This window comes from Micromonospora halophytica (assembly GCF_900090245.1).
Classification (GTDB): domain Bacteria; phylum Actinomycetota; class Actinomycetes; order Mycobacteriales; family Micromonosporaceae; genus Micromonospora; species Micromonospora halophytica.
The window spans coordinates 30,051-54,774 of the sequence record NZ_FMDN01000015.1 but is presented as its reverse complement, the minus strand read 5'-3'; the positions used below and the strand labels follow the sequence as shown (position 1 = coordinate 54,774).

The 24,724-nt window shown below is 73.3% G+C and carries 18 protein-coding genes and 3 pseudogenes; 12 read left to right on the top strand and 9 right to left on the bottom strand.

The annotated features are described in order from the left end of the window. Window positions 1-207 precede the first annotated feature (207 nt). From GA0070560_RS19000 to pseI, 3 genes are all read left to right on the top strand, one after another. A complete protein-coding gene (locus tag GA0070560_RS19000) occupies window positions 208-1,533 on the top strand; it encodes a polysaccharide pyruvyl transferase family protein (RefSeq protein WP_091299393.1) in 1,326 nt (441 codons plus the stop codon). Window positions 1,534-1,622: 89 nt separating this feature from the next. After that, window positions 1,623-2,741 (top strand): glycosyltransferase family 2 protein, encoded by a 1,119-nt coding sequence (locus GA0070560_RS18995; RefSeq protein ID WP_245675590.1) that lies wholly within the window; start codon window positions 1,623-1,625, stop codon window positions 2,739-2,741. Window positions 2,742-2,871: 130 nt separating this feature from the next. After that, complete coding sequence (pseI, locus tag GA0070560_RS18990) at window positions 2,872-3,924, top strand: pseudaminic acid synthase (protein WP_091299390.1); 1,053 nt, start codon at window positions 2,872-2,874, stop codon at window positions 3,922-3,924. Between the two features lie 44 nt (window positions 3,925-3,968). Here pseI and GA0070560_RS18985 read toward each other — a convergent pair whose 3' ends face one another. The 4 genes from GA0070560_RS18985 to GA0070560_RS18970 are packed head-to-tail and all read right to left on the bottom strand — an operon-like array spanning window position 3,969 to window position 6,636. After that, window positions 3,969-4,409 (bottom strand): hypothetical protein, encoded by a 441-nt coding sequence (locus GA0070560_RS18985; protein ID WP_245675589.1) that lies wholly within the window; start codon window positions 4,407-4,409, stop codon window positions 3,969-3,971. Further along, the gene (locus tag GA0070560_RS18980; RefSeq protein WP_091299386.1) at window positions 4,393-5,139 is read right to left on the bottom strand and encodes an SDR family NAD(P)-dependent oxidoreductase; all 747 of its coding nucleotides are present in this window, start codon (window positions 5,137-5,139) and stop codon (window positions 4,393-4,395) included. Before GA0070560_RS18980 ends, GA0070560_RS18985 begins: the two co-directional genes overlap by 17 nt. Then, window positions 5,132-6,388: an AMP-binding protein gene (locus GA0070560_RS18975; protein ID WP_091299382.1), complete on the bottom strand. Its 1,257-nt coding sequence runs from the start codon at window positions 6,386-6,388 to the stop codon at window positions 5,132-5,134. Before GA0070560_RS18975 ends, GA0070560_RS18980 begins: the two co-directional genes overlap by 8 nt. Continuing rightward, window positions 6,385-6,636 carry an acyl carrier protein gene (locus tag GA0070560_RS18970; RefSeq protein WP_170839479.1) on the bottom strand — a complete coding sequence of 84 codons (252 nt, stop codon included), beginning with the start codon at window positions 6,634-6,636 and terminating at the stop codon, window positions 6,385-6,387. Before GA0070560_RS18970 ends, GA0070560_RS18975 begins: the two co-directional genes overlap by 4 nt. Before the next feature lie 89 nt (window positions 6,637-6,725). Here GA0070560_RS18970 and GA0070560_RS18965 point away from each other — a divergent pair, with 89 nt between their 5' ends. Then, window positions 6,726-7,235 (top strand): GNAT family N-acetyltransferase, encoded by a 510-nt coding sequence (locus GA0070560_RS18965; protein ID WP_091299379.1) that lies wholly within the window; start codon window positions 6,726-6,728, stop codon window positions 7,233-7,235. 102 nt (window positions 7,236-7,337) lie between these two features. On the opposite strand, the gene GA0070560_RS18960 is transcribed toward GA0070560_RS18965, so the two are convergent. Then, the gene (locus GA0070560_RS18960; RefSeq protein ID WP_091299375.1) at window positions 7,338-9,068 is read right to left on the bottom strand and encodes a hypothetical protein; all 1,731 of its coding nucleotides are present in this window, start codon (window positions 9,066-9,068) and stop codon (window positions 7,338-7,340) included. A 615-nt stretch (window positions 9,069-9,683) separates the two neighbouring features. On the opposite strand from GA0070560_RS18960, the gene pseB reads away from it, so the two are divergent. The 8 genes from pseB (at window position 9,684) to GA0070560_RS18915 (ending at window position 18,665) form a co-directional block, all read left to right on the top strand. After that, window positions 9,684-10,667 carry a UDP-N-acetylglucosamine 4,6-dehydratase (inverting) gene (gene pseB / locus GA0070560_RS18955; protein ID WP_091299371.1) on the top strand — a complete coding sequence of 328 codons (984 nt, stop codon included), beginning with the start codon at window positions 9,684-9,686 and terminating at the stop codon, window positions 10,665-10,667. Then, window positions 10,664-11,821: a DegT/DnrJ/EryC1/StrS family aminotransferase gene (locus GA0070560_RS18950; protein WP_091299368.1), complete on the top strand. Its 1,158-nt coding sequence runs from the start codon at window positions 10,664-10,666 to the stop codon at window positions 11,819-11,821. The genes pseB and GA0070560_RS18950 overlap by 4 nt, the downstream gene beginning before the upstream one ends. Window positions 11,822-11,831: 10 nt before the next feature. Next, on the top strand, window positions 11,832-12,674 hold the full coding sequence (locus GA0070560_RS18945) for a hypothetical protein (RefSeq protein WP_091299364.1): 843 nt from the start codon (window positions 11,832-11,834) through the stop codon (window positions 12,672-12,674). A 34-nt stretch (window positions 12,675-12,708) separates the two neighbouring features. Next, window positions 12,709-14,511: a hypothetical protein gene (locus GA0070560_RS18940; protein WP_091299633.1), complete on the top strand. Its 1,803-nt coding sequence runs from the start codon at window positions 12,709-12,711 to the stop codon at window positions 14,509-14,511. A gap of 287 nt (window positions 14,512-14,798) precedes the next feature. Then, a complete protein-coding gene (locus GA0070560_RS18930; RefSeq protein WP_281184564.1) occupies window positions 14,799-15,518 on the top strand; it encodes a cytidylyltransferase domain-containing protein in 720 nt (239 codons plus the stop codon). Then, the gene (locus GA0070560_RS18925; RefSeq protein ID WP_091299630.1) at window positions 15,515-16,603 is read left to right on the top strand and encodes a PseG/SpsG family protein; all 1,089 of its coding nucleotides are present in this window, start codon (window positions 15,515-15,517) and stop codon (window positions 16,601-16,603) included. The genes GA0070560_RS18930 and GA0070560_RS18925 overlap by 4 nt, the downstream gene beginning before the upstream one ends. Window positions 16,604-16,615: 12 nt before the next feature. Next, on the top strand, window positions 16,616-17,251 hold the full coding sequence (locus GA0070560_RS18920; protein ID WP_091299354.1) for an alpha-ketoglutarate-dependent dioxygenase AlkB: 636 nt from the start codon (window positions 16,616-16,618) through the stop codon (window positions 17,249-17,251). Between the two features lie 76 nt (window positions 17,252-17,327). Further along, window positions 17,328-18,665 (top strand): uracil-xanthine permease family protein, encoded by a 1,338-nt coding sequence (locus tag GA0070560_RS18915; protein ID WP_091299351.1) that lies wholly within the window; start codon window positions 17,328-17,330, stop codon window positions 18,663-18,665. Window positions 18,666-18,846: 181 nt separating this feature from the next. On the opposite strand, the pseudogene GA0070560_RS29925 reads toward GA0070560_RS18915, so the two are convergent. From GA0070560_RS29925 to GA0070560_RS18905, 4 genes and pseudogenes are all read right to left on the bottom strand, one after another. Further along, window positions 18,847-20,928, bottom strand: a pseudogene (locus tag GA0070560_RS29925) (DNA gyrase subunit A); the annotation flags it as partial. 393 nt (window positions 20,929-21,321) lie between these two features. After that, window positions 21,322-22,203, bottom strand: a pseudogene (locus tag GA0070560_RS29920) (LAGLIDADG family homing endonuclease); the annotation flags it as partial. 12 nt (window positions 22,204-22,215) lie between these two features. Beyond that, a pseudogene (locus GA0070560_RS29915) lies at window positions 22,216-22,623 on the bottom strand (DNA gyrase subunit A); the annotation flags it as partial. Window positions 22,624-22,661: 38 nt separating this feature from the next. After that, window positions 22,662-24,719 (bottom strand): DNA gyrase/topoisomerase IV subunit B, encoded by a 2,058-nt coding sequence (locus GA0070560_RS18905; RefSeq protein ID WP_091299627.1) that lies wholly within the window; start codon window positions 24,717-24,719, stop codon window positions 22,662-22,664. Between the last annotated feature and the right edge of the window lie 5 nt (window positions 24,720-24,724).

Below are 24,724 nucleotides of genomic sequence, written 5' to 3'. Positions count from 1 at the left end.
GACGCGACCCGGCGCCCTGACGTGCACCGCCCGGGCACCTTACCGGCTCGGGCGGTCGATCCGTCCCGGCCGGGGGGGGCCGCGCCGAGCAGTGTCGGGTGTGCGGAAGCCGGCCGTTGTCCTAATATTCCGGAACCCACCGCTGACGTCCCCGCCCGGCCGCGAGGCGATCGGCGGCCCCACCCGGCGGACGAGGGACGGAGCGAGATGCACCAGCGGATCCTGATGCGCGCCAGGAAGGGCCCCTTCGACGTCCGTTCGCCGGAGGAGGCGTACGAGGGCGACTGGATCGGCGAGAACAACGGCAACCTGGTGTTCAGCCACGCCGCCCACAAGCTGCTCAGCACGACCACCGCGGAGATCACGCCCACCGCGTTCCGAATCGACCTCCGCGAGGCCGACATGATCAACGAGCGGTACGACGTCTACGTCGTACCGCTGGCGAACGCATTCCGGCGCAGCTACGCCCACCGCGTCGAGCTGATGACCCGGCTGATCGAGAAGCTCAAGATCCCCGTGGTGGTGCTCGGCGTGGGGGTGCAGACCGACCTCGCCGGCGACCGGGAGTACCTGCGCCCGATCGACGACGTGGTCGGCCGGTTCATGCGCGCGGTCCTCGATCGCTCCCCCAGCGTCGGTGTCCGCGGCGAGATCACCGAACGCTACCTGCGGACGCTCGGATTCTCGGCCGTCGACGTGATCGGCTGTCCGTCGATGTTCCTGCACGGCGACCGGATCGCGGTCGAGAAGACCAAGCCGGCGCTCACGACCGACGACCGGGTCGCGTTGACCATCTCCCCGTACGTCAAGTCGATGGCGAAGATCGTGGCCTCGCACCACCGGCGCTACCCGAACCTGCGTTACCTGCCCCAGGACCTGAAGACCCTCGGCACCCTGCTCTACGGCGACGCCCCGGAGCACCGGGGGAAGACCAGCCCGATCCCGATCCACACCTCGCACCCGCTCTTCGTCGAGGACAAGGTGCGGATGTTCTGCGACCCGTGGACCTGGATGGACTACCTCGCCGGCTTCGACTTCGCCTTCGGCACCCGCATCCACGGCACGATCACGGCACTGGTCGCCGGCACCCCCGGCTACCTCTTCGCGCACGACTCCCGCACCCTGGAACTGGCCCGCTACTTCGACATCCCGCACCGGGCGATGAAGGACGTGCCCGCCGACGTCGACGCGGCCCAGCTCTACGCCGAGGCCGACTACACCGCGCTGCACGCCGGGCACCGGGCCCGGTACGCGACGATGGCGGCCTTCCTCGCCAAGCACCGGCTCGGCAACGCCTTCGACGACGGCGACGCCACCGCCCGCTTCGACGAACAGGTCCGTGCCACCGCCTTCCCGCCGGCCGTCCGGCCGGCCGCCGCCACCTCCACCGACGACCTGCTGACACGGGTCCAGTGGCTGCGCGACCGCAACGCCGAGCTGAACGGGCGGATGCGGGAGCTGGAGGAGCAGCGGCTGCGGGCCCGGGTGAAGCGGGTGGTCGGCGCGCCGGTACGCCGCATCCTGAGCCGTTAACCCGCCGTCCGGGCGCTGTTCAGTAACTCCATCTCCGCCGGATACGTCAGGTTCCGTGCCCGTCCACCCGGGTGCACCAGGGTGGCGGCGTGGCCAACCAGTCCGCACCCGTCCCGCTGCTCAGCATCGTCGTGCCCGTCCACGGGGTCGAGGCGTACCTGCACCAGTGCCTCGACTCGATCCGCACGGACGTCCCGGCCGGTGAGCGGGACGCGGTCGAGATCGTCGCCGTCGACGACGCCTCGCCGGACCGGTGCGGTGAGCTGCTGCGCGCGTACGCCGCGGCCCACCCGCGGGTGCGCACGGTGCACCTGACGCGCAACGTCGGCCTCGGCCCGGCCCGCAACGCCGGCCTGGAGGTGGCCGCCGGAACGTACGTCTGGTTCGTCGACAGCGACGACTGGCTGCCCGCCGGCACACTGCCCGCGGTGCTGGACCGACTGCGCGCGCACCACCCCGACGTGCTGCTCGTGGACCACCTGCGGGTGCACGAGGACGGCCGGCGGGAGGTCGACGCGAGCAGCCCGCTGCTGCGCGGGACGCCGGACGTGGTGCGGCTGGCCGAACGGCCGCAGCTGCTGCGGGTACAGCACACCGCCTGGAACAAGGTGGTCCGCCGGGCGTTCCTGGACGAGCTGGAACTGCGCTTCCACCCCGGCTGGTACGAGGACATCCCGTTCAGCCACCCACTGCTGATCGGCGCGGAGAAGATCACCGTGCTGGACCGGGTCTGCTACCTCTACCGGCAGGGCCGGCAGGGCGCGATCACCTCCACCCGCAGCGGCCGGCACTTCGACGCCTTCGACCAGTACGACCGGCTGCTGGACTGGGTCCGGCGGCGGCACCCGGACCCGCGGCTGCACGCCGAGCTGTTCGGGCTGATGGTCAACCACATGCTGGTGGTGGTGGGCAACGACGACCGGCTGCACCCGCACCTGCGCCGGGCCTTCTTCCGCCGGGTGGCCGAGCAGTACCGTAAGCACCTGCCGGAGGGCGGCTACCCGCGTCCGGGCGGGGTGGCCGGACTGAAGCACCGGCTGGTCGGCCGGGACAGCTACCTCGCGTACGCGGCGCTGCGGCGGGCCCACCGGCTGGCCGGCGCGGCACGACGGGCGGGCGCCGCCCCCGGGACCGCCGTGGAGGCGCCCGCTCCGGACGCCGACCCCGTGACGCGGCCGGACGTGCTGGCCGCCCGCCGCACCCGGTGAGGGACCTCCGTCGGCACACCCTGACGCCGGGAGCCGGTCCGGCTCCCGGCGCCCTGGTTTTCCCGTCGTCCACGGACGGCACCGGTAGGACCGCGCCTGAGCGCGGACGCACAGCGAACAGAGGTCGGGCATGACGTCGACAGTGAAGATCGGACCGCACCTGGTCGGGGGCGGGGAGCGGCCCTTCGTGGTCGCCGAGATGTCCGGCAACCACAACGGGGACCTGGCGCGGGCGCTGGCGATCGTGGACGCCGTTGCCGCCAGCGGCGCCCACGCGCTGAAGCTCCAGACGTACCGGCCGGACACGATCACCATCGACGTCGACACCCCCGCCTTCCGTATCTCCGGCGGGCACGAGCTGTGGGGCGGGCAGAACCTGTACCGCCTCTACGAGCAGGCGCACACCCCGTACGAGTGGCACGGGCCGATCTTCGCGCGGGCCCGGGAGCGCGGGCTGACCGTCTTCTCGTCGCCGTTCGACCCGACCGCGGTGGAGCTGCTGGAGGAGCTGGACGCGCCGGCGTACAAGATCGCCTCGTCGGAGCTGGTCGACCTGCCGCTGATCCGGCTGGTGGCCGGCACCGGCAAGCCGCTGGTGATCTCCACCGGGATGGCGACGGTCGCCGAGATCGACGCGGCGGTGCGCACCGCGCGGGAGGCCGGCGCGGGCGGCATCGTCCTGCTGGCCTGCACCGCCTCCTACCCGGCGCCGCCGGCGGACAGCAACCTGCGCCGGATCCCGGTGCTGGCCGACCTGTTCGGCGTGCCGGTGGGCCTGTCCGACCACACCCCCGGGATCGGGGTGCCGGTCGCCTCGGTGGCGCTGGGCGCCTGCTTCATCGAGAAGCACGTGACGCTGGACCGCGCCGACGGCGGGGTGGACTCGGACTTCTCGCTGGACCCGGCGGAGCTGGCCGCCCTGGTCGTGGAGTCGCAGCGGGCGTACGCGGCGCTCGGCGGCACCCGGGTCGGCCCGACCCCGGCCGAGCGGGAGGGGTTGCGCTTCCGCCGGTCGCTCTGGGTCGTCGAGGACGTCCGGGCCGGCGACCCGGTGACCGCGCGCAACGTCCGCTCGATCCGCCCGGCCGGCGGCCTGCCACCGGTGCAGATCGACACCGTGCTCGGTCGCACCTTCACCGTCGACGTCCCGCGCGGCACCCCGCTCAGCTGGGACCTGATCTGACGCCGACGCCGTCGGGCCCGCTCGCACCGCGGGCCCGGCGGCGGTCAGGGGGCGAAGGCCACCGTCACCACCAGGTCGTCGATCCGCAGGGTGCGCCACACCGCCGGGGTGTCCGGGGGTACGGCCAGCCCGTGCCGCCGCCACCAGGCGGCCACCGGCACGGCGGCCAGCTTGCACAGGCTCTCCGCCCGGGTCCACCGGGCCCAGAAGTCGGCCCGCCCGAAGCGCCGGGCCAGTGCCGGCGGGATCTCGGCGTCCGCCCGCTCGGCGTCGATCGCCACCCGCCAGCCGGGCGTGGCCGGGCCGTACCAGCCGACGCAGCGTCCGTCGCCGAGGTGGCTGCGGGTCACCGCGTACGCCAACTCGGCCGGCGTGCCGACCCGCAGGTGCCGTTCGGCGGCGCCCAGCAGGGCCGGCACCGGTCGCGGACCGGCGACGGAGCCCGGCCGGCGCGCGGCGAGCGCCGGCTCAGACGGAGGCCGCACCGTCCACCACGATCACCTGGCCGTTGATGTTGGTCTGTTCGCGCAGCAGCATCCGCACCACCGGCACCACCTCCGCCGGCTCGGTGAGGTGACCGGTCGGGGTGCGGCGGACGATCTGGTCGAGCTGGGTGCTGCCCAGCACGGCCGACATCTCCGAGGCGAAGAAGCCCGGCGCGACCGCGTTGACCAGCAGCCGGCCGCCCAGCTCGCGGGCCAGCGAGCGGGTGGCCGCGTCCATGCCGCCCTTGGTGGCCGAGTACGCGACCAGCCCCGGGAAGCCGCGCTGCGCGCAGATCGAGGTGACGTTGACGATGCGACCGCGCCGCCCCTGGCCGAGCATCCGGCGCACGACCAGGCGGGTCAGCTGCAACGGCGCGGTCAGGTTGGTCTCGACGATCCGGGCGAGGTCCGCCGTGGAGGTGTGCGTGTGCATCGAGTCCTGCCCGACGGCGGCGTTGTTGACCAGCCCGTCGACCGGGCCGAGCCGCTGCTCCACCTCCCGCACGAACGCCTGGACGGCGGGCAGGTCGGTGACGTCCACCGCGCCGACGTGCACCCGGTCGGGATGCTCGGCGGCCAGCTGCGCCAACTCCGGCGTGACGGTACGGGCGAACGCCGCCACCTTCGTCCCTGCGGCGAGCAGGTCGGTGACGATGGCCAGCCCCAGCCCCCGGGACCCGCCGGAGACGAGGACGACGGTGCTGGGTGGAACGACAGGGGTGTCAGACATCGCTCTTCAACGTCTCCTTGACGGGGATCTCGGGCAGCAGGCGGACCCGGCGGGGCACCGCGTGGTCGGGGAGCCGGTCGGCGCACCAGCGGACCAGGGCCGCCTCCTCGGGCGCCGGGCCGGCGGCCGGCACCACCTCGGCGACCACCATCCGGCCGAGCAGCGGGGCGCGGCGGCCGGTGACCCGCGCCCAGGCCACCTGCGGGTGGGCGGACAGCACGTCGCGGACCAGGCCGGCGGAGACCTTGCTGCCGCCGACGTTGATCTCGTCGGAGTCGAGCCGGCCGGTGATCAGCACCCGGCCGTCGACGACCTGCACCCGGTCGCCGGTGCGTACCGGGCCGTCGAGGCCGGCACCGTGGTGCGGCGAGGTGACCACCAGCTCCTCGCCGTCGACGGAGAGCGTCGGCCGGCCGGGCGTGGCCCGGTCGAGCCACTCGACCGGGAAGCCGGCCCGGCCGTCGTGCACCACGATGGACGCCCCGACCTCCGAGGAGGCGTAGATCCAGGAGATCCGGGCCGCCGGGAAGACCTCCCGGAGCCGGTCGAGGACGGCCTGGTCGACCGGCTCGCCGCCGAGGGTGAGCTGACGCAGCGGCACCCGGGCCAACGCCGCGCCGTCGCGGTGCAGGGTACGGCGCCAGAACGTCGGTGTGCCGGAGACGGCGTCCACCCCGTGCGCGGCGGCGAGCGCCGGCCAGTCGTCCAGCTCGTCGGGGTCTACGACCACCAGGTGCTGGCCCGGCTGGGTCAGCGACAGGGTCACCACCTGCCACCAGGCGTACGTGCCGGGGGCGTACGGGCAGAGCCAGGTGCGTTCCGGCTGCCCGCCCCGCACCGTGGTCAGCGAGTCGAGGGTGTGCCCGACCCGCTTGGGGCGCCCGGTGGAGCCGGAGGTGAGCAACCAGAGCCGGCCCGGCTCGGCGGGCCGCTCCCGCTCCGGCGCGACGGCCCGTGCCTCGCCCGCCGCCAGCTCGGTCACCGTGAAGCCGGCCCCGCGCAGCTCGTCGCGCATCGCCCGGTCCACCCGGCCGGCGGAGGTGAGCAGCAGCTCGGTGCCGTACGTGGCGTGGTGCCGGGCAGCGGCCAGGGCGTCGGCGGAGCCGTACGCGAGCACCGCGCCCGGCGACGGCAACGCCGGCTCGGCCAGCTCCCGCCAGGTCAGCGCGGCCCCGGCGACGACGAGCCGGTTGCCCAGGCCGGCGACCTCCGCGCCGGGCGTCGCCGGGCCGTTGGTCGCGACGGTCACTGGCGCTGGAGGGTCACGAGGAAGTCGAGGACGTCCCCGACCGTGGCGATGCGGCGCAGTCCCGGGGCGTCGAAGTTGAGCTCCTCACCCGTCTCGTCCTCCACCCGCAGGGCCAGCTCGGAGAAGTCCAGCGACCGGAAGCCGATCTCGCGAAGGTCGGTGCCGTCGTCGTCGGGCAGGGCCTTGCCCTGGTTGGCCAGCACCTGCGCCATGAGGTCGCGGATCTGCGCGCGACTCAATTCGTCCATGCGGCGGAGTGTAGCGCCCGGAAATTGTCCACGACATTTCCCCGGTAGGGTTCCGGAGCCACCCGGAATCGAACGGAAAGGGAGCCGGCATGCTCCGCCAAGCGACCGACGACGACGTTCACCTGATGTTGTCCTGGCGTAATCAGGACATCAACCGGCAGGTCAGCACGACCAGGCACGAGATCACCCCCGCCGAGCACGCCACCTGGTGGTCACAGGTCCGCGCCGACCCGGCCCGGCAGGTCCTGGTGTACGTCCGCGAGCAGGTGCCCTGCGGCGTGGTGACCTTCTTCGACCTGCGGCTGGACGGCCCGCGTACCGCCGGCTGGGGGTTCTACCTCGACGCCGAGGGGCTGGCCGCGCGGGGCGAGACGCTGCCCGCCTGGCTGGAGGTGATGCGCGAGGCGGTCGACCACGCCTTCGACGTGCTCGCCCTCGACCGGCTCGACGGGGAGGTGCTGGCGCACAACACGGTCGTACGGCGGATGAACCGGCGGTTCCGATTCGTCGAGGGAACACCTCGACGGGCGGAGGTCGACGGGCAGGAAATTGAGATCATCCCCATTTCCCTGGATCGGGACGATCGCCGTAGGCGGTGATTCGACAATTGTCCGCCGGATGGCAACCGATATGTCATCCGCCGTTCACCCGCCAGGTCCGGTGCGCCGGGGCCGGACGACCGGCGCGGCGACGCGATCGGCTCAGTCGCGCCGCCAGGCGGCCCAGTGCTGCTCCGGGTTGCCGCCGAGGCGGACGAAGCCGTACCGGGCGCCGTCCCAGTCGTCCGACTCGCCGGGCGCCCACCGGGTGAAGACCACGTCGGCGGCGGCCGGCGGCCGGTCGGTGAACCACCGCACGTCGGTCCAGGTCACCTGGTGGCTGAGGTTGAAGCGCAGGGTGTAGTGCACACCGAGGGCGGCGTACACCCGCTCGCCGGGGCGGACGCCGAGGTCGGCGACGCGCGGCGTGGGGACGGTGGCCGCCGCCACCGGCCGGATCAGCCGGTCGGTGATCACCGCCATGGTGGCGACGTTCACCGCGACCAGCGCGGCGAGCACCGGCGTGCGCAGCCGGGGCCGGCGGGTCGCGGCGACCAGCAGCAGACAGCCGGCGACGCCCACCGCCGCGCCGGTGAACGGGCGGAACTCCCGCCAGCCGCCGGTCAGCGCCATCAGGTCGGGTGCGCCGAACCCGCCGTAGCGCAGCTCGTGGCCGCGGCTCGCCACGTACGCCAGCCGGGCCGCGATCAGCGCCGCGCCCGCCGCCAGCAGCCCCACCGCGACGGCGGCCCGGCGCAGCAGCGCCCGCCCGGTCACGGTGAGCAGCGCCCCCGCCCCCACCAGCAGCCAGAACGGGGCGAGCATCTGCACGTACCGGCCGTAGATGGCGTCCAACGGCTTCGAGGTGATGCCGGCCAGGATCACCGACGCCCCGCCGGCCACCCCGACGCTGGTGAGCAGCGCGACGCCGAGCGTCCAGCGGACGGCCGCGTCGTGCTGCGGGCGGCGCAGCTCGCGGACGGCGGCCGCCCAGGCGATCCCGACCAGCCCGAACGTGATCACCACCAGGTACCAGAGCTGGGTGGCGACCGCCGCGCCGAGCCGCAGCAGGCCCTGCCCGGAGGCGACCGCCCGGACGGTCCCGCCATCCGGTGGGTTCCCGAGCAGGTAGACCCGGTCGCCGAGCCACCGGATGCCGGCCTCGTTCACCAGTGCCAGGGCCAGCACCGGCAGCACCGCGGCGAGCACCTGTGCTGCGGTGGCCCGGCGGCGGGCGAACAGCAGCAGGACCAGCCCGGCGTGCACCGCCACGATGACCAGGCCGCGCGAGTGCAGCAGGTGGAACACGCCGACCAGCGTCCCGACCGCCGCGGCGGCCAGCGGGCCGGGGCGGGACACCCAACGGTGCACGGCGAGCAGCCAGGCCAGCACCAACGGGGCCAGCACCGCGTCGATCATCGCGACCTGGGCGTAGAAGGCGGTGGCCGGCAGGGTCGCCGCGACGGCGGCGACGACCAGGGCGTACGAGCGGCGCAGCCCGAGCAGCCGACGGCCGAGCAGGTACGCCAGCGGCAGCGCGGCGGCGTTGACCAGCGCGTTGATCAGCTGCACCAGGCGGTAGCTGTCGGTGAAGCCCCGGTCGCCGAGAAAGGCCGGCGAGATCAACATCGGGTAGCCGACCCGGCGCAGCGGGCCGTTCTCGCTGCTGAAGCCGCCCGGGCCGCCGGCGAGCGCGCGGGCGGTGTTGAGGTAGCTGTCCTCGTCGGTGTGCGCGATCGGCAGCGTGACGTGCCGGGCCAGCCACATCCGCCAGGCCACCCCGGCCAGCCAGCCCGCCACCAGCAGCGCCGGCACCAGCCAGCGCCGCCTCGGGGTGGCCGGCGTCCGCGCCGGTTCGGCGGGCCGTGCTCTCACGTCGGTGCCCGACGCCATCGTCGCCTCCTGCTCGCTGGACCCCGGCCGTCGCCCGGGGCGGATGGGCGGGTGGTGTGGTTGCCGCCGTAGCGGTGGATCCCGCCGGCCTGAGCCCGACGCCGCGCCGACCCTCGCGAGATCTTGGCGAGTTTCCGTGCCGTCCGAACGACAACTCGCCAAGATCTCCAGGTCGCGCCGCGAGGTGGCCGCGTGGACATGCCGGAGGGTCGGGCAGCGGGCCCGGACCGGCGGGTGGACAGGTCGTCGGGTGGACAGGTCACCAGATCGACCGGGGGCAGGTGCTCCGGGCACCCGGTGGCACCTGTCCGGCGGGCGTCGGACGGACGCGCCGCCCACCGCGAGACTCTCGGCGACACGCCGCACGGGCACGGCGTACGGCCGCCCGACCGCGCCGAGCACCGCGCGGGGCCACTGTAGTCGGACAGATCCGCGCTGGTCAGCCGCCCGACGGGCCCGACGGAAGTGTTCGCCTGCCGGGCGTGCGGCATTCACGCGACCAGCGCGGGCGGTTCACCCGCAGGCGTCGGGGTGTTAACCCGCCGTGGCTAGCGTCCGTCCGGTCGCGTGGCCCCGGGCCGCCGGCGCAGAACCTGCGATCATGGGAGCACCACATTGAGTGAGCTGACGGGATCCTCCATCCTGGTCACCGGCGGCACCGGTTCCTTCGGGAGGACCTTCCTCCGGCACATCCTCGCCGAGGCCGACCCGGCCCGGGTGGTGGTGTTCTCCCGCGACGAGCTGAAGCAGTACGAGCTGCGCCAGCAGCTGGGCGACGACCCCCGGCTGCGCTGGTTCATCGGCGACATCCGGGACCGGCACCGGCTCACCCGGGCGATGCACGGCGTCGACCACGTCGTGCACGCCGCCGCGCTCAAGCAGGTGGACACCGCCGAGTACAACCCGTCGGAGTTCATCGCCACCAACATCACCGGCTCGCAGCACGTGGTGGACGCCGCGATCGAGGCCGGGGTCAGGAAGGTCATCGCCCTCTCCACCGACAAGGCGTCCAGCCCGATCAACCTGTACGGCGCGACCAAGCTCGTCGGCGACAAGCTCTTCGTCTCCGCCAACCACTACGCCGCCCAGCACCCCACCCGCTTCGCCGTGGTGCGCTACGGCAACGTGGTGGGCAGCCGGGGCTCGGTGGTCCCGCTGTTCCGCCGGCTCGCCGCCGAGGGCAGGAGCCTGCCGATCACCGACAAGCGGATGACCCGCTTCTGGATCACCCTCGACCAGGCCGTCCAGTTCGTCATGGACTCGTTCGACCAGATGCAGGGCGGTGAGCTGTTCGTGCCGCGCATCCCCAGCATGCGCATCCTCGACCTGGTCGAGGCGGTCGCCCCGGACGCCACCACCCACGAGATCGGCATCCGCCCCGGCGAGAAGCTGCACGAGGAGATGATCGCGCCGGACGACAGCCGGCGGACGCTGCGCGCCAAGGACCGCTTCATCGTCCAGCCCACCATCGCCACCTGGGGCTACCAGCCGCCGGTCGGCTGCGAGCCGGTGCCGGACGGGTTCGCGTACCAGTCGGACACCAACGACGAGTGGCTGAGCGTCGAGCAGTTGCGCGACATGCTCGGCATCACCGCGTGATGGCGATGCTCCCGTACGGGCGGCAGTCGGTCACCGACGAGGACGTCGCCGCCGTGGTCGCGGCGCTGCGCAGCGACTGGCTCACCACCGGCCCGCAGGTGGACGGCTTCGAGGCCGACCTGTCCCGGTGGACCGGCGGGGCCGGCTGCGCGGCGGTCTCCAACGGCACCGCCGCGCTGCACGTGGCGTACGCGGCGGCCGGCGTCGGCCCCGGCGACGAGGTGGTCGTCCCCCCGATGACCTTCGTGGCGACCGCGAGCAGCGCGGTCGCCCTCGGCGCGACGGTCGTCTTCGCCGACGTCGAGGAGGAGACCTACACCCTCGACCCGGCAGCGGCGGCCGCCGCGACTACCTCCCGGACGAAGGTGGTGGCCGCCGTCGACTACGCCGGCCACCCGGCCGACTACGACGCCCTGCGCGCGGGGCTGGCCGGCCGCGACACGCTGCTGCTCGCCGACGCCGCGCACTCGATCGGCGCGACCTACCGGGGGCGGCCGGTCGGATCGCTGGCCGACCTGACCACCTTCTCGTTCTTCCCCACCAAGAACCTGACCACCGCCGAGGGCGGCGCCGTCGCCACCACCGACCCGGAGCTGCTGAAGCGGGCCCGCCGGTTCCGCAACATCGGGCTGGTCCGGGAACGCGACGAGCTGCGCCGGCCCGACGAGGGCGGCTGGCACCAGGAGGTGCACGAGTTCGGGCTGAACTACCGGCTGCCCGACGTGCTCTGCGCGCTCGGCCGCAGCCAGCTGCGCCGCCTCGGCGACTTCCTCGCCGCCCGGGCCCGGCTGGTCGCCCGCTACGACGAGGCCCTGGCCGACCTCGACGGCGTGGCGATCCCCGGCCGCCGCCCCTGGGCCGCCCCGGCCTGGCACCTCTACCCGATCCGGGTGCGCGACGGCCGCCGCCGCGAGGTGTACGACCGGATGCGCGCCGCCGGCATCGGCGTACAGGTCAACTACCTGCCGGCGCACTGGCACCCGGCCTTCGCCGACCTCGGCTACCGGCGCGGATCCTGCCCGGTCGCCGAGTCGTTCTACGCCGAGCAGCTCTCCCTGCCGCTCTTCCCCACCCTGACCGACGCCGACCAGGACCGCGTGATCGACGCGCTCCGCGCCGCCCTGCGCGGCGCACCCGTGCGTCCCGCCGCCTGACGGGGTACCGATGCACCACGCGAACCACTTCTACGGCCACGCCCACGTGCTGGCCCGCTACTGCGGGCTGGGCGACGGGCACCCGCCGCGGATCAACGGGTACATCCAGCACGGCTGGAACATCGGCGACGGACTCGCGCCCGGCCACCCGTACGCCGAGTTCACCCCCAGCCTGCTCTGGTCGGAGCAGACCCGCCGGCGGGCCTGGTCGGTGGGGCGGCGCAACGTCGTCACCATCGGCGCGCCGTTCGCGTACCTGCTGGACCTGCGCGCCGACGACCCGCCGGAGCCGCAGCGGCAGGGCACCATCTGGTACCCGTTCCACGGCTGGGAGGGTCAGCACGTCAAGGGCGACCACAAGGAGCTGATCGCCCGGATCCGGGCCGCCGAGCCCGGCCCGGTCACGGTCTGCCTCTACTGGCACGAGTACGGCATGCGCCGGGTGCGCCGGCTCTACGAGAACGCCGGCTTCCGGGTGATCTGCCACGGCTACCGGGGGCACTGGTGGAAGGACACCGACCCGCTCTTCCTCGACAAGCAGCTCACCGAGCTGCGCCGGCACGCCCGGGTCGCCTCCAACCGGCTGACCAGCGCCATCTTCTACGGCATCGCCGCCGGCTGCGAACCGGCCGTCTACGGCGACCCGATGATCCTCGCCGACGAGGACCCCACCTTCGGCGGCACCGCGCGTATCCGCCGCCAGTGGCCGGAACTGCACGGCGAACAGGTCGACCTGGCCACCGCCGTCGAGATCGCCCGCGCCGAACTGGGCACCGACCACCGCTGTACGCCGGCCGAGCTGCGCGAGCTGCTCGGGTGGGCGAACCTCCAGGAGGACGACGTTGACGACTGAGACCGCGCCCCGGATCGCGCTGCCCGGCGGGGAGATGCTCGCCTGGTCCGACCTGCCGGAGCAGCGGCTGGTCGAGGGCGGTCCGCTGGGCGCGCTGCTGGCCCGGGTCGTACCGGCCGGGGCCCGGGTGCTGCTCGCCGGCCCGCACGACCCGGCGCTGCTGGACCGGCTGGCGCACGCCGAGGTGACCTGCCTGCTGCGCAGCCACCCGGACGGGGTGGCGCTGGCCGACCGGGGGGCCCGGGTGGTGGTGGGCGGCCCGACCGGCCTGCCCGTCGGCGGGCGCTGGGACGTGGTGGTCGCCGCCGCCGGCCCGGACGCCGTCGAGTCGGTGGAGGGACCCCGGCTGGGCTGGGACGGGGTGCTGGCCCGACTCGCCGACGCGGTGGCCCCGGGCGGGACGCTGCTGCTGCAGGTGGGCAACCCGCTCGGCGTGCACCGGCTGGTCGCCACCACCCCCTGGTACGCCGACCGGGCCGACTCGGCGTGGTCCGTCGGCGGGGTGCTGGACACCGGCCGCCCCGCCAACCCGGAGCAGGCGCGGGCCCGGCTCACCGCCGCCGGGCTGCGGGCAGGGGCGTGCTTCGCCGCGTACCCCGACCCGAGTGCGCCGAGCGTGCTGGTGGCCGCCGACGAACTGGACCGGCGCCCCACCTCGGGGCTGTTCGACGCGGTGCTGCACGGCGCCTGCGCGGGCGGCTTCACCGGCACGACGGTGCTCCAGGATCCGGCCCGGCTGGCCGTCGACGCGCTGTACGCAGGGCTCGGCTCGGCACTGGCCCCGGGTTGGCTGCTGCTCGCCCACCGCCCCGACCCGCAGCGGTCCACCCTCGCCGACGCCGACGCGCTGCCGGTGGTGCTGGTGCAGTCCGGGTCCGCGGGAGTCGGCGTGGTCGAGGTGGTGGACGGGCCGGACGGTTGGCGATGGCAAGCCACCGGCGGCAGCGCACGGCCCGCCCCGGCGCCCTTCGCCACCCGGGAGGCCGCCCGCCGCGACGCCGACGCGCTGGACGGGCCGGTGCCCGAGGGGCGGCTGCTGCGCACCCTGCTGCTCGACGCCTGCCTGCGCCGCGACCTGGACACCCTGCGTCACCTGCTGCGCGGGTACGCGGACTGGCTCGCCGACCGGGCCGACGCCGACGGCCGGCTGGCCGGCTCGGCCGCGCTCGCCGGCACCGACAACGTGGTGGTGGCCGACGGCGGGGCGCGGCCGGCCACGGCGGACGCCGCACCCGCGTTCGCCGTGCTCGACCCGAGCTGGCGGGCCAGCACGCCGCTGGACCTCGACGTTGCGCTGGCCCGCAGCCTGTGGCGCTTCGCCGCCGCGCTGCTGACCGGCGGGTACGCCCATCCCTGGACGTCCACCCTGGACGTGGCCGGGCTGACCGTGGTGCTCGGTGGTCTGGCCGGGCGGGACCTGTCCCGGGCGACCGTCGCCGAGGCGGTGGAGGCCGAGGCGGCGATCACCGCCGCGCTGCGCGGCCTCGACGCCGACGGGCGGGTCCGCCTCGCCGACGAGCTGCGGGGGGTCACCCCCACCGACCCGCCGGCCGGACCGCGCAGCTACCAGCAGCTGCGCGAGGCGTGGGTACGCCAGCGCGAGGAGATGACCCGACTCGCCGCGCTGCTGAAGTGGACCGAGGACCTGCTGACCTCCCGGGAGCGGGCGCTGCGCCGGGCCGACGCCACCATCAACCTGCTCAGCGGCTCGCTGAGCTACCGGGTGGGCCGGCTCGCGATCACCCCGGCCCGGCTGGCGAAGCGGGGCGCCCGGGCCGCCAAGCGCCGGGCCACCGCCGCGCTGAGCCAGCGCCGGCCGCCGGAGGAACAGCAGTGAACGGGGACACGACCGGCGCCTCAACTGCCATCGGGTCCGGCGGGTCGGAACGCGGGCCCGCCGGACCGGGACCCGGGTCTGCCGGACCGGGACCCGGGTCTGCCGGACCGGAACCCGGGTCTGCCGGACCGGAGCGCGGGTCCACAGGACCGAGTCCCGCGCTGCCCGGGCGGGCAGGGGCGGGCGGGCCGGAGCACGGGCCCGCAGCAGCGTGGCCCGGGCTTTCCGGGCCGGAGCGCGGGCCGGCCCGGGCGGGCGGTGGCGGCGGCACGGACGGCCCACGGACCGTGGGGATCGTCCAGGCCCGGATGGGCTCCTCCCGGCTGCCCGGCAAGGTGCTGCGTCCGCTGGCCGGACGCAGCGTCCTCGGCCGGGTGGTCCAGGCCGCCCGGGACAGCGGAGCGCTGGCCGACCTGGTCGTGGCGACCAGCACCGACCCGGTGGACGACGCGGTGGTGGCCGAGTGCCGCCGGCTGGACGTGCCGTGGCACCGGGGGCCCGTCGACGACGTGCTGGCCCGGTTCGTCGGCGCGCTCGACGCCCACCCCGGCGACGCGGTCCTGCGCTTCACCGCCGACTGCCCGCTGCTCGACCCGGAGATCGTCGCGCTGGTGGCGGCGGTGTACCGGGCGGTGCCCGGACTCGACTACGCCAGCACCTCGATCGCCCGTACGCTGCCCCGAGGGCTGGACGTGGAGATCGTCCGGGCGGACGTGCTGCGTACCCTCGACCGGCTCGCCACCGGTCACCACCGGGTGCACGTGACCTCGTACGCGTACACCCACCCGGAACTGTTCCGGGTGCTCGGGGTGACCCTCACCCCGGACCGCTCGGACCTGCGGCTGACCCTGGACACCGAACAGGACTGGGCGCTGGTCCGCGCGGTGACCGACCACTTCGGCGACGTCAGCGTGCCGCTGGCCGAGCTCGCCGACTGGCTGGACGGCCAGCCCGCGCTGCGCGCCCTCAACGCCGCCGTACGACAGAAGCGCCTGGAGGAGTCCTGAACACGCCCCGGATCGGACTGCGCTGCGACGCCGGGCCCCGGCGCGGCGTCGGACACCTGGTGCGCTGCCTGGCCCTCGGCGAGGAGTTCCTGGCCCGGGGAGCCACCGTCGAGCTGTTCGGCACGATCGAGCGGGTCGGTTGGGCGGCGGCACAGCTCACCGCCCGGGGCATCCCCGTGCACCCCGGGCCGGACACCCCGGAAGAGCTGGTCGAGGCGGCCCGGACGCACCGGCTGGACGCGATGGTGCTCGACTCGTACGACCTGGACCCGGCCGGGTCGGGGGCGCTGCGCGCGGCCGGCGTGACCACCCTGACCATCGTCGACGGGGACACCCGGGGCCAGGACGCCGACCTCTACCTCGACCAGAACTTCGGCGCCGACACCGCCCACGCCGTCCCGGGCACGGTGACCGGGATGCTCGGCACGGGCGACGGCCGGCTGCTGGCCGGCACCGGGTACGCGCTGCTGCGCGACTCCGTGATCGCGGCCCGGCCCCCGGCGCCCCGCGCGGCGACGTCGGTGGGGCGGCCCCGGGTGCTCGCCTTCTTCGGCGGCACCGACGCCGTCGGCGCGGCCCCGGTGCTGACCCGGGTGCTGCTCGGCACCGGACACCCGATGGAGCTGACCGTGGTGGTCGGGCGGCCGGAGATCGAGGCGGAACTGGAGGAGGTCACCCCGGGACGCGGGCAGACACTGCACCCGGTGCCGCCCACCGACGGGCTGCCCGCGCTGATCGGCGCGGCCGATCTGGTGGTCAGCGCCGCCGGCACCTCCACCTGGGAACTCTGCTGCCTCGGGGCGCCGTCCGCACTGGTCTGCGTGGTGGACAACCAGCGCGAGTCGTACCGCCGGGTGGTGGCCCACGGGCTCGCCGCCGGCCTCGGCGAGCTGCCGGAACTGGCGGCGGCCGGGGTGACCGGGCGGACCGCCCGCGCGGCAGCGGCGCGGACCCTGCGCGGGTTGCTCACCTCACCCCGGCGGCGGGCCGTGCTCTCCGCACGCGGCTGGGCCACCGTCGACGGGCAGGGTCGGGCCCGCGTCGCCGACGCCGTCCTGTCTCGTACGGGTGTGCTAAACCGCTGATAGGGTGGCGGCATGACGCAGGCCGCCTACCAGCCGTCGATGCTCGACCTCGCCGACGCCGGGCCGGCGCCGGCCGCACTGCCGGGCTCGCTGCGCCGGCACGTGCTCACCCGAGGTGCCTGGGTCGACCACTTCCCCGGCTGGGTGCGCGGCTCCGACGCCGTGCTCGACACCCTGCTGGCCGAGGTGCCCTGGCGGGCCGAACGCCGCACCATGTACGACACGGAGGTCGACGTCCCCCGCCTGCTCTGCTGGTACGCCGAGGGCCGGCCGCTGCCGCACCCGGTGCTGACCGTGGCGCGGGCGGCGCTGACCCGGCACTACGCCCCCGAGCTGGGCGAGCCGTTCGTGACCGCCGGGATGTGCCTCTACCGGGACGGCCGGGACAGCGTCGCCTGGCACGGTGACACCCTCGGCCGCTCCGCGCACACCGACACCATGGTCGCCATCGTCTCGTTCGGCTCACCCCGGGCGCTGCTGCTGCGCCCGCGCGGGGGCGGCGACAGCCTGCGCTTCCACCTCGGCCACGGCGACCTGGTGGTGATGGGCGGTTCCTGCCAGCGCACCTGGGAGCACGCCATTCCGAAGACGACCCGCCCGGTCGGCCCCCGGGTCAGCGTCCAGTTCCGCCCCACCGGCGTCGCCTGATCCCACCCGTCTCGTGCTAGAAACAACTCTCAGGGTCGATCACGCCCCCGTCACCTGACGACGCGAAGGGCGCCCCATGACCCAGTCCCCCTCCTCCCGCTGGTCCCCGTGGACGGTGCACGGCGACGGCCGCTCGGTCACCCCGGGCGACGTGGTGCACCCGGGCGAGCGGCTCTCCTGGCCGCGTACGGTCGGCGTCGGCGTGCAGCACGTGGTGGCGATGTTCGGCGCCACGTTCACCGTCCCGCTGATCACCGGGTTCCCGCCGGCCACCACGCTCTTCTTCTCCGGCCTCGGCACCCTGCTGTTCCTGGTCATCACGGGCAACCGGCTGCCGTCGTACCTCGGCTCGTCGTTCGCCTTCATCGCGCCGGTGCTGGCGGCGAAGGCCGGCGGTGACATCGGTCCGGCGCTCGGCGGGATCGTCGTGGCCGGCGTGGCGCTCGCCCTGGTCGGCCTGGTGGTGCAGCGCGCCGGGGCGCGCTGGATCGACGCGCTGATGCCACCGGTGGTCACCGGCGCGATCGTCGCGCTGATCGGGCTCAACCTCGCCCCGGTGGCCTGGGACGGTGGGGGCAGCGGCACCGGGGTGAAGGCGCAGCCGCTGATCGCCATGGTCACCCTGGCCGCGATCCTGCTGGCCACGGTCGCGTTCCGTGGCTTCCTGGCCCGGCTGTCCATCCTGCTCGGTGTAGTGGTCGGCTGGGTGCTCGCCGCGATCCTCGGCGACCTCGACCCGAAGGCGGTCGACGGGCTGCGCGACGCGGCCTGGGTGGGGCTGCCCGAGTTCCACGCGCCGAGCTTCAGCCTGCGTGCGGTGGTGCTGGTCATCCCGGTGATCCTGGTGCTGGTGGCGGAGAACGCCGGGCACGTCAAGGCGGTCGCCGCGATGACCGGGCGCAACCTGGACAAGGACATGGGCCGGGCTTTCCTGGGCGACGGCCTGGCCACCGTGCTCGCCGGCTCGGGCGGCGGTTCCGGCACCACCACGTACGCGGAGAACATCGGCGTGATGGCGGCGACCCGGGTCTACTCGACCGCCGCGTACTGGGTGGCCGGTTTGGCGGCGGTGCTGCTCGGGCTCAGCCCGAAGTTCGGCGCGCTGATCCTCACCGTGCCGGCGGGGGTGCTGGGCGGCGCGACCACCGCGCTCTACGGCCTGATCGCCATCCTCGGCGCGCGGATCTGGATCGAGGCCCGGGTGGACTTCCACGACCCGGTCAACCTGATGACCGCCGCCGTCGCGGTGATCGTCGGCGCGGCCAACTACACCCTCACCGCCGGCGACCTGTCCTTCAACGGCATCGCCCTCGGCACCGCCGCCGCCCTGGTCATCTACCACGGCATGCGCCTGGTCGCCCGCCTCCGCGGCACCACCGCGGAGTCCCGCCGAGGCCCCGAACCCGAACTCTGACCCCACCCCCCAGCCCGACCCGGCCCGGCTCCCCGGCCCGGTGATCATGAAGTTATTGCCGCGACACGCCCCGATGGGAAGGGCGATAACTTCATGATCGACGGCTGCGATCGCTGCGCAAGGGGATGGGGGACGGCGCAGGGCCCGGGAGCACGCTCCCGGGCCCTGCGCCGTCGAAGGGTCAGTCGCGTTCGATGAGGTGGCCGACGACCGTCGGGCCGAGCATCACGGCGAAGCCGCTGCCGTCGCGGCGCGGATCCGCCGGCGGCAGCTCGACCGGGTCGCCGGTCGCCGTCGCGCCGACCGGTCGCGGCCCGACCCAGGCCACCACCAGGTCCTCCTCGCCCTTGAGGAACCGCTGCGCGCGCACGCCGCCGGTCGCCCGCCCCTTCGCCGGGTACGCCCCGAACGGCGTCACCTTGACCGTCGCGCCGGTGGAGGTGACCACCATCGGCTCGCCGTGCCCCGGATCGTCGGTGCGCACCGCGCCGAAGAAGACCACCCGGGCCTCCCCCGGCAGGTTGACGCCGGCCATGCCGCCGCCCTTGAGCCCCTGCGGACGGACCAGCGAGGCGGCGAAGCGCAGCAGAGACGCCTCGCTGGTGATGAAGGCCAGCGTCTCGGCGCCGTCGGTCAGCCAGGTCGCCCCGACCACCTCGTCCCCCTCGCGCAGCGAGATCACCTCGAACTCGTCCGAGCGCACCGGCCACTCCGGGGAGCAGACCTTGACCACACCCTGCCGGGTCCCGAGCGCCAGACCGGGTGAGCCCTGCGCGGCCGGGCCGAGCGGGGCCAGGCCGACCACCGTCTCCCCCGGCTCCAACGGCACCAGCTCGGCGGCGGACATGCCACCGCGCAGCGACACCGTGCCGGCCTGCTCGGGCAGCACCGGCAGCGGCAGCACATCGATCTTGAAAGCCCGGCCGGCGCTGGTCACCAGGAGCACCCGGCCCCGGGCCGTGGTGTGCACGACCGCGCGTACCGTGTCGTGCTTGACCCGGCCGTTGCGCCGGCGCCCCTCGGCGGCCTCCTCCGACTCGGCCGCGGTCCGGGCGACCAGCCCCGTCGCGGAGAGGATCACCTGGCAGGGGTCGTCGGCGACCTCCAGCGGGCCGGCCGGCACCGACGCGGCCAGCACCTCCTTGAGGTCACCGTCGACCAGGGTGGTGCGGCGCGGCGCACCGAACTGCTTCACCACCGCCGACAACTCGTCGGAGACGACCTTCTTGAGCACCTTGTCGTCGTCGAGGATCTTCGACAGCTCAACGATCTCCCCGCGCAGCTTCTCCTGCTCGGCCTCCAGCTCGATCCGGTCGTACTTCGTCAGCCGGCGCAGCGGGGTGTCCAGGATGTAGGTCGCCTGGATCTCGGAGAGCCTGAACTTCTGCATCAGGCCGTCCTTCGCAGCCTGCGCGTCCTCGCTGGCCCGGATCAGCTTGACCACCTTGTCGATGTCGAGCAGGGCGATCAGCAGACCGTCGACCAGGTGCAGCCGCTCCTCACGCCTGCGCCGCCGGTACGAGCTGCGCCGGGTGACCACCTCATACCGGTGGGCCAGGAAGACCTCCAGCAGCGCCTTCAGCCCGAGGGTCCGCGGCTGGCCGTCGACCAGGACGAGGTTGTTGACGCCGAAGGACTGCTCCAGCGGGGTGAGCCGGTAGAGGTCGGCCAGCAGGGCCTGCGGGTTCACCCCGACCTTGCACTCGATGACCAGGCGGGTGCCGCTCTCCCGGTCGGTGAGGTCCTTGACGTCGGCGATGCCGGTCAGCCGCTTGGTCCTGGTGACCTCGTTGGTGATCGCCGCGATGACCTTCTCCGCACCGACCCCGTACGGCAGTTCGACCACGGTGATCGCCTGGCGGCCACGGCTGCCTTCCAGCGGGCCGATCTCCACCCGGCCCCGCATCCGGACCACGCCGCGCCCGGTCTCGTACGCCCGGCGCACCTCGTCCAGGCCGAGCAGCAGGCCACCGGTGGGCAGGTCCGGGCCGGGGACGAACTCCATCAGCCTGTCGAGGGTGGCGTCCGGGTGGTTGATCAGCCAGCGGGCGGCGGAGACCACCTCGCCGAGGTTGTGCGGGATCATGTTGGTCGCCATCCCGACCGCGATCCCGGACGCGCCGTTGACCAGCAGGTTCGGGAAGGCGGCGGGCAGCACGGTGGGCTGGGTCAGCGAGCCGTCGTAGTTCGGCTCGACGTCGACGGTGTCCTCGCCCAGCTCACCGACGAGCAGCATCGCCTCACGGGACATGCGTGCCTCGGTGTTGTGGTTGACGAAACCACCGGCAAGGAAGGAGTGATCCTCAGACACGACCCGGACGGAGTAGACCTCTGCCCGTTCGCCGCGGGTCACCTCCGTCACCTGCTCGAATCGGTATCCAGAGTCCATGATGGGAAGGATGGTCGCAAGGACCTCCGTGTCCTTGATCCGATCGATGATGCGGAGGCGCTCAGTCTCCCACCGCTCTACACGGTCGAAGTTGTGCCGCGTCAGCCACTTACGTCCACTGCCCCGTCGGTCAAAGTCAAGAGCGCTGCGCACGTATTCAGCGACAAACGGAACGTGATCCTTGCTCAACCGATGTAGGCGCAAGGGCGAGTGCCGCAGTACCTGGCTCAGCTCTCTCTGCTTGGTGCGGAGAAAACCGACCCGGCCGGCGAAAGCCTTGATGTTCCGGAGACCGGAGACGACGAGGCGATGTTCGAGTGACCCGCTAGGACGCCTGTACTGACGCCAGCATGCGATGATGCCGAACTCGGCGAGCAACTCCTGAACATCTCTGGTCAGTCGTTCGCTGTAGCTCGTGTACTGGACGGTAAAGCTGCCGTTCGCAACGCGGACCCCACCGTCACCCTCAAAGAGGGCCATCAGGAAAGCCCGTTTCACCCCCGGGCCGCCGTTCCACACGAACTCCGGAACGGACTTGTCCCGCGCCTGGTGACCAATAAACTCACTCAACGGACTCGCACGAAAGGCATCCATACCACCGGCGAAATCCTGTACATCCAACTCCTGGATGCGCTTACGATCACGGCGAGTCTGCCGCTCACTGACGTAGCGCCGACCGCCCACGATCTGGTCGTACGCGTGCAGGACTTCGCTAAAGAAGTGCTGGTCGGTGTTGTTGAACCCCGCCCGGGACTCACTCGCGAACCCCTCAGAAGCCCACGCTCCGCCGAGCACGCCCAGCATGTACTCGCGAGCGGTGGGGATGACCTGAGACCACGCGTTACGCGCGATACAAACGATCGTGCCAGCAGTGATCTCGTCGAGTCGTCGCCACTGCAAGACCGGGACGCCCATGGGTGACTCGAGGCAGAGCAGCAGGTGGTTCTCACTACCCCGGAGCGAGAATCCCGCTTGCGTGGCGATTCGGATCGTCGGATGCACACCGGAGTTGAAGACTTTGTCGACGCGGATGGCCTTGCCGTCCTTGTCAAGGACCTCAAAGTCGGCATCAGCCTCGCTGTCCGGCGGGAGGTTCACCAGATCAGCAATCCGAGGGCTGGTGCCGTCGGCGAGACGAATACGAGTGTCACCGGTGACGCAGTAACGCGCCGCGGCCGGACCGTCGTCCGGGCTTCCAAAGTTTCCGTGCCCGTCGATGAGTGGCACGTTGAGCGAGAAGTCCTGGGCCATCCGTACCATGGCGTCGTAGATCGCGGTGTCACCGTGCGGGTGGTAGCGCCCCATCACGTCACCGACGACGCGAGCCGACTTCACGTGCGCGCGGTCCGGCCGGAACCCGTTCTCGTGCATCGAGTACAGGATGCGCCGGTGCACCGGCTTGAGGCCGTCGCGGGCGTCGGGCAGGGCTCGGGAGTGGATGACCGAGAAGGCGTACTCCAGGTAGGAGTCGGAGACCTCGGTGACCAGCGGGTTGTCGAAGACCCGCGCGCCGGCCTGGTCGAAGGCGGACAGGTCCACCTTGGCGCGGTCGTCCTTGCGGCGTGCCATCGTTCAGCTTCCTTCTGCGTGCGCGGCGGTCAGCGGGCTCATGCGTCGATCGCTTCCCGGTCGACCCGGTCGGAGGACTCGATCAGCCAGTTGCGGCGCGGCTCGACCTTCTCCCCCATCAGCAGTTCGAGGATTCGTTCGGCGGCGTCGACGTCGTCGAGGGTGATCCGGCGCACCGCGCGGGTGGCCGGGTTCATGGTGGTCTCCCACAGCTCGTCGGCGTCCATCTCACCGAGGCCCTTGAAGCGCGGGATCGGGGTGACGATCTGCCTGCCGGCCTTCTCCAGCTTGCGGACCGTCGCCTCCATCTCGGCCTGGGTGTAGGTGTAGACCGTCTGCGGGTTGCGCCCCTTGGTGGTGATCTTGTGCAGGGGCGGCATCGCGGCGTAGAGCCGGCCGGCCTCGATCAGCGGCCGCATGTACCGGGCGAAGAGCGTGATCAGCAGGGTACGGATGTGCGCGCCGTCCACGTCGGCGTCCGCCATGATCAGCACCCGGCCGTACCGCATCCCCGACAGGTCGAACGTCCGCCCCGAACCCGCGCCGAGCACCTGCACGATCGCTGCGCACTCGGCGTTGTCCAGCACCTGCTGGAGGTTGGCCTTCTGCACGTTGAGGATCTTGCCGCGAATCGGCAGCAGCGCCTGATATTCGGCGGATCGGGCAAGTCGCCCCGTCCCGAGGGCGCTGTCGCCCTCCACGATGAACAGCTCGCTGCGCTCGATCCCCGCCGCGCGGCAGTCGACCAGCTTGGCCGGCATCGCCGCGCCCTCCAGCGCGGTCTTGCGCCGGGCCGCGTCCTTCTGCTGCTTCTGGGTCAGCCGCACCCGGGCCGCGTCGACGATCTTCTGTAGGACGGTGCGCGCCTCGGTCTTCGTCCGCCGGTCCTCCAGCCACGCCTTGACGTGCTGCTCGGTCAGCGACTGGATCACCTTGGTGATGCCGGCGGTGGAGAGCTCGTCCTTGGTCTGCGAGGTGAACTGCGGCTCGGGGATCCGCACGTGCACCACCGCCGTCATACCCTCCAGCACGTCGTCCAGGGTGGGCGGCTCCTCCTTCGCCTTGAGCAGGCCGCGGGTGTTGCGGACGGCGTCGGCGAGGGTACGGGCCAGCGCCCGCTCGAAGCCCTTACGGTGGGTGCCGCCGTGGGCGTTGCGGATGGTGTTGGTGAAGCACTCGACGGTGCGCTCGTAGCCGGTGCCCCAACGGAAGGCCACCTCGACCTCGGCGCGGCGCTGCACGTTGGACTGCATCACGCCGTTGGCGTCGGCGGCGTTCTCCCGGTAGGTCCCCTCGCCGGTGACCAGCAGGGTGCCGGAGACGGGGCGGTCACCGGCCGGGGCCAGGAACTCCACCATGTCGGTGAGGCCGTTCGGGAAGTGGAAGCGCTCCTCGGCGGGCTGCTCACCGGTCTCGTCGCGCAGCCGGTAGTCGACCCCGGGCACCAGGAAGGCCGTGTTGCGCAGCTTCATCCGGACGGCCTCGGCGTCGAGGGTCGCGCCGGTCTCGAAGTAGCGGGCGTCGTGCCAGTAGCGGATCGAGGTGCCGGTGCGCTGGCCGCGCTTCATCGCCCCGACGATCTGCAGGCCGGGGCCGGGGGTGAAGCCGGCGTCCGGGCCGTCGCCGTCGAAGACGCCGGGCACGCCGTGCCGGAACGACATCGTGTGGATCTTGCCGCCGCGCCGGACGGTGACGTCGAACCGCCGGGAGAGCGCGTTGACCGCCGACGCGCCGACGCCGTGCAGGCCGCCGGAGGTCTTGTAGCCCGAGCCGCCGAACTTGCCGCCGGCGTGCAGCCGGGTCAGCACCAGTTCGACGCCGGAGATGCCGGACTTGGCGTGCACGTCGGTGGGGATGCCCCGCCCGTCGTCGTCGACCTGCACCGAGCCGTCGGCGTGCAGGATGACCGCGATCTTCGTGGCGTGACCGGCGACACCCTCGTCGGTCGAGTTGTCGAGGATCTCGTTGACGAGGTGACCCACGCCACGACTGTCGGTGGAGCCGATGTACATGCCGGGACGCTTGCGGACGGCGTCCAGGCCCTCGAGGTGGGTGAGGTCGTCGGCCCCGTAGAGGGTCTCAGGCTGTGCGGTCAACTGGT

Coding starts and splice junctions, on each gene's coding strand:
- GA0070560_RS18940 (WP_091299633.1), top strand. CDS start 12,709: ATGCTCGCCTGGTCCGACCTGCCGGAGCAGCGGCTGGTCGAGGGCGGT.
- GA0070560_RS18965 (WP_091299379.1), top strand. CDS start 6,726: ATGCTCCGCCAAGCGACCGACGACGACGTTCACCTGATGTTGTCCTGG.
- GA0070560_RS18980 (WP_091299386.1), bottom strand. CDS start 5,139: ATGTCTGACACCCCTGTCGTTCCACCCAGCACCGTCGTCCTCGTCTCC.
- pseI (WP_091299390.1), top strand. CDS start 2,872: ATGACGTCGACAGTGAAGATCGGACCGCACCTGGTCGGGGGCGGGGAG.
- GA0070560_RS18960 (WP_091299375.1), bottom strand. CDS start 9,068: ATGGCGTCGGGCACCGACGTGAGAGCACGGCCCGCCGAACCGGCGCGG.
- GA0070560_RS18920 (WP_091299354.1), top strand. CDS start 16,616: ATGACGCAGGCCGCCTACCAGCCGTCGATGCTCGACCTCGCCGACGCC.
- GA0070560_RS18970 (WP_170839479.1), bottom strand. CDS start 6,636: ATGGACGAATTGAGTCGCGCGCAGATCCGCGACCTCATGGCGCAGGTG.
- GA0070560_RS18945 (WP_091299364.1), top strand. CDS start 11,832: ATGCACCACGCGAACCACTTCTACGGCCACGCCCACGTGCTGGCCCGC.
- GA0070560_RS18915 (WP_091299351.1), top strand. CDS start 17,328: ATGACCCAGTCCCCCTCCTCCCGCTGGTCCCCGTGGACGGTGCACGGC.
- GA0070560_RS19000 (WP_091299393.1), top strand. CDS start 208: ATGCACCAGCGGATCCTGATGCGCGCCAGGAAGGGCCCCTTCGACGTC.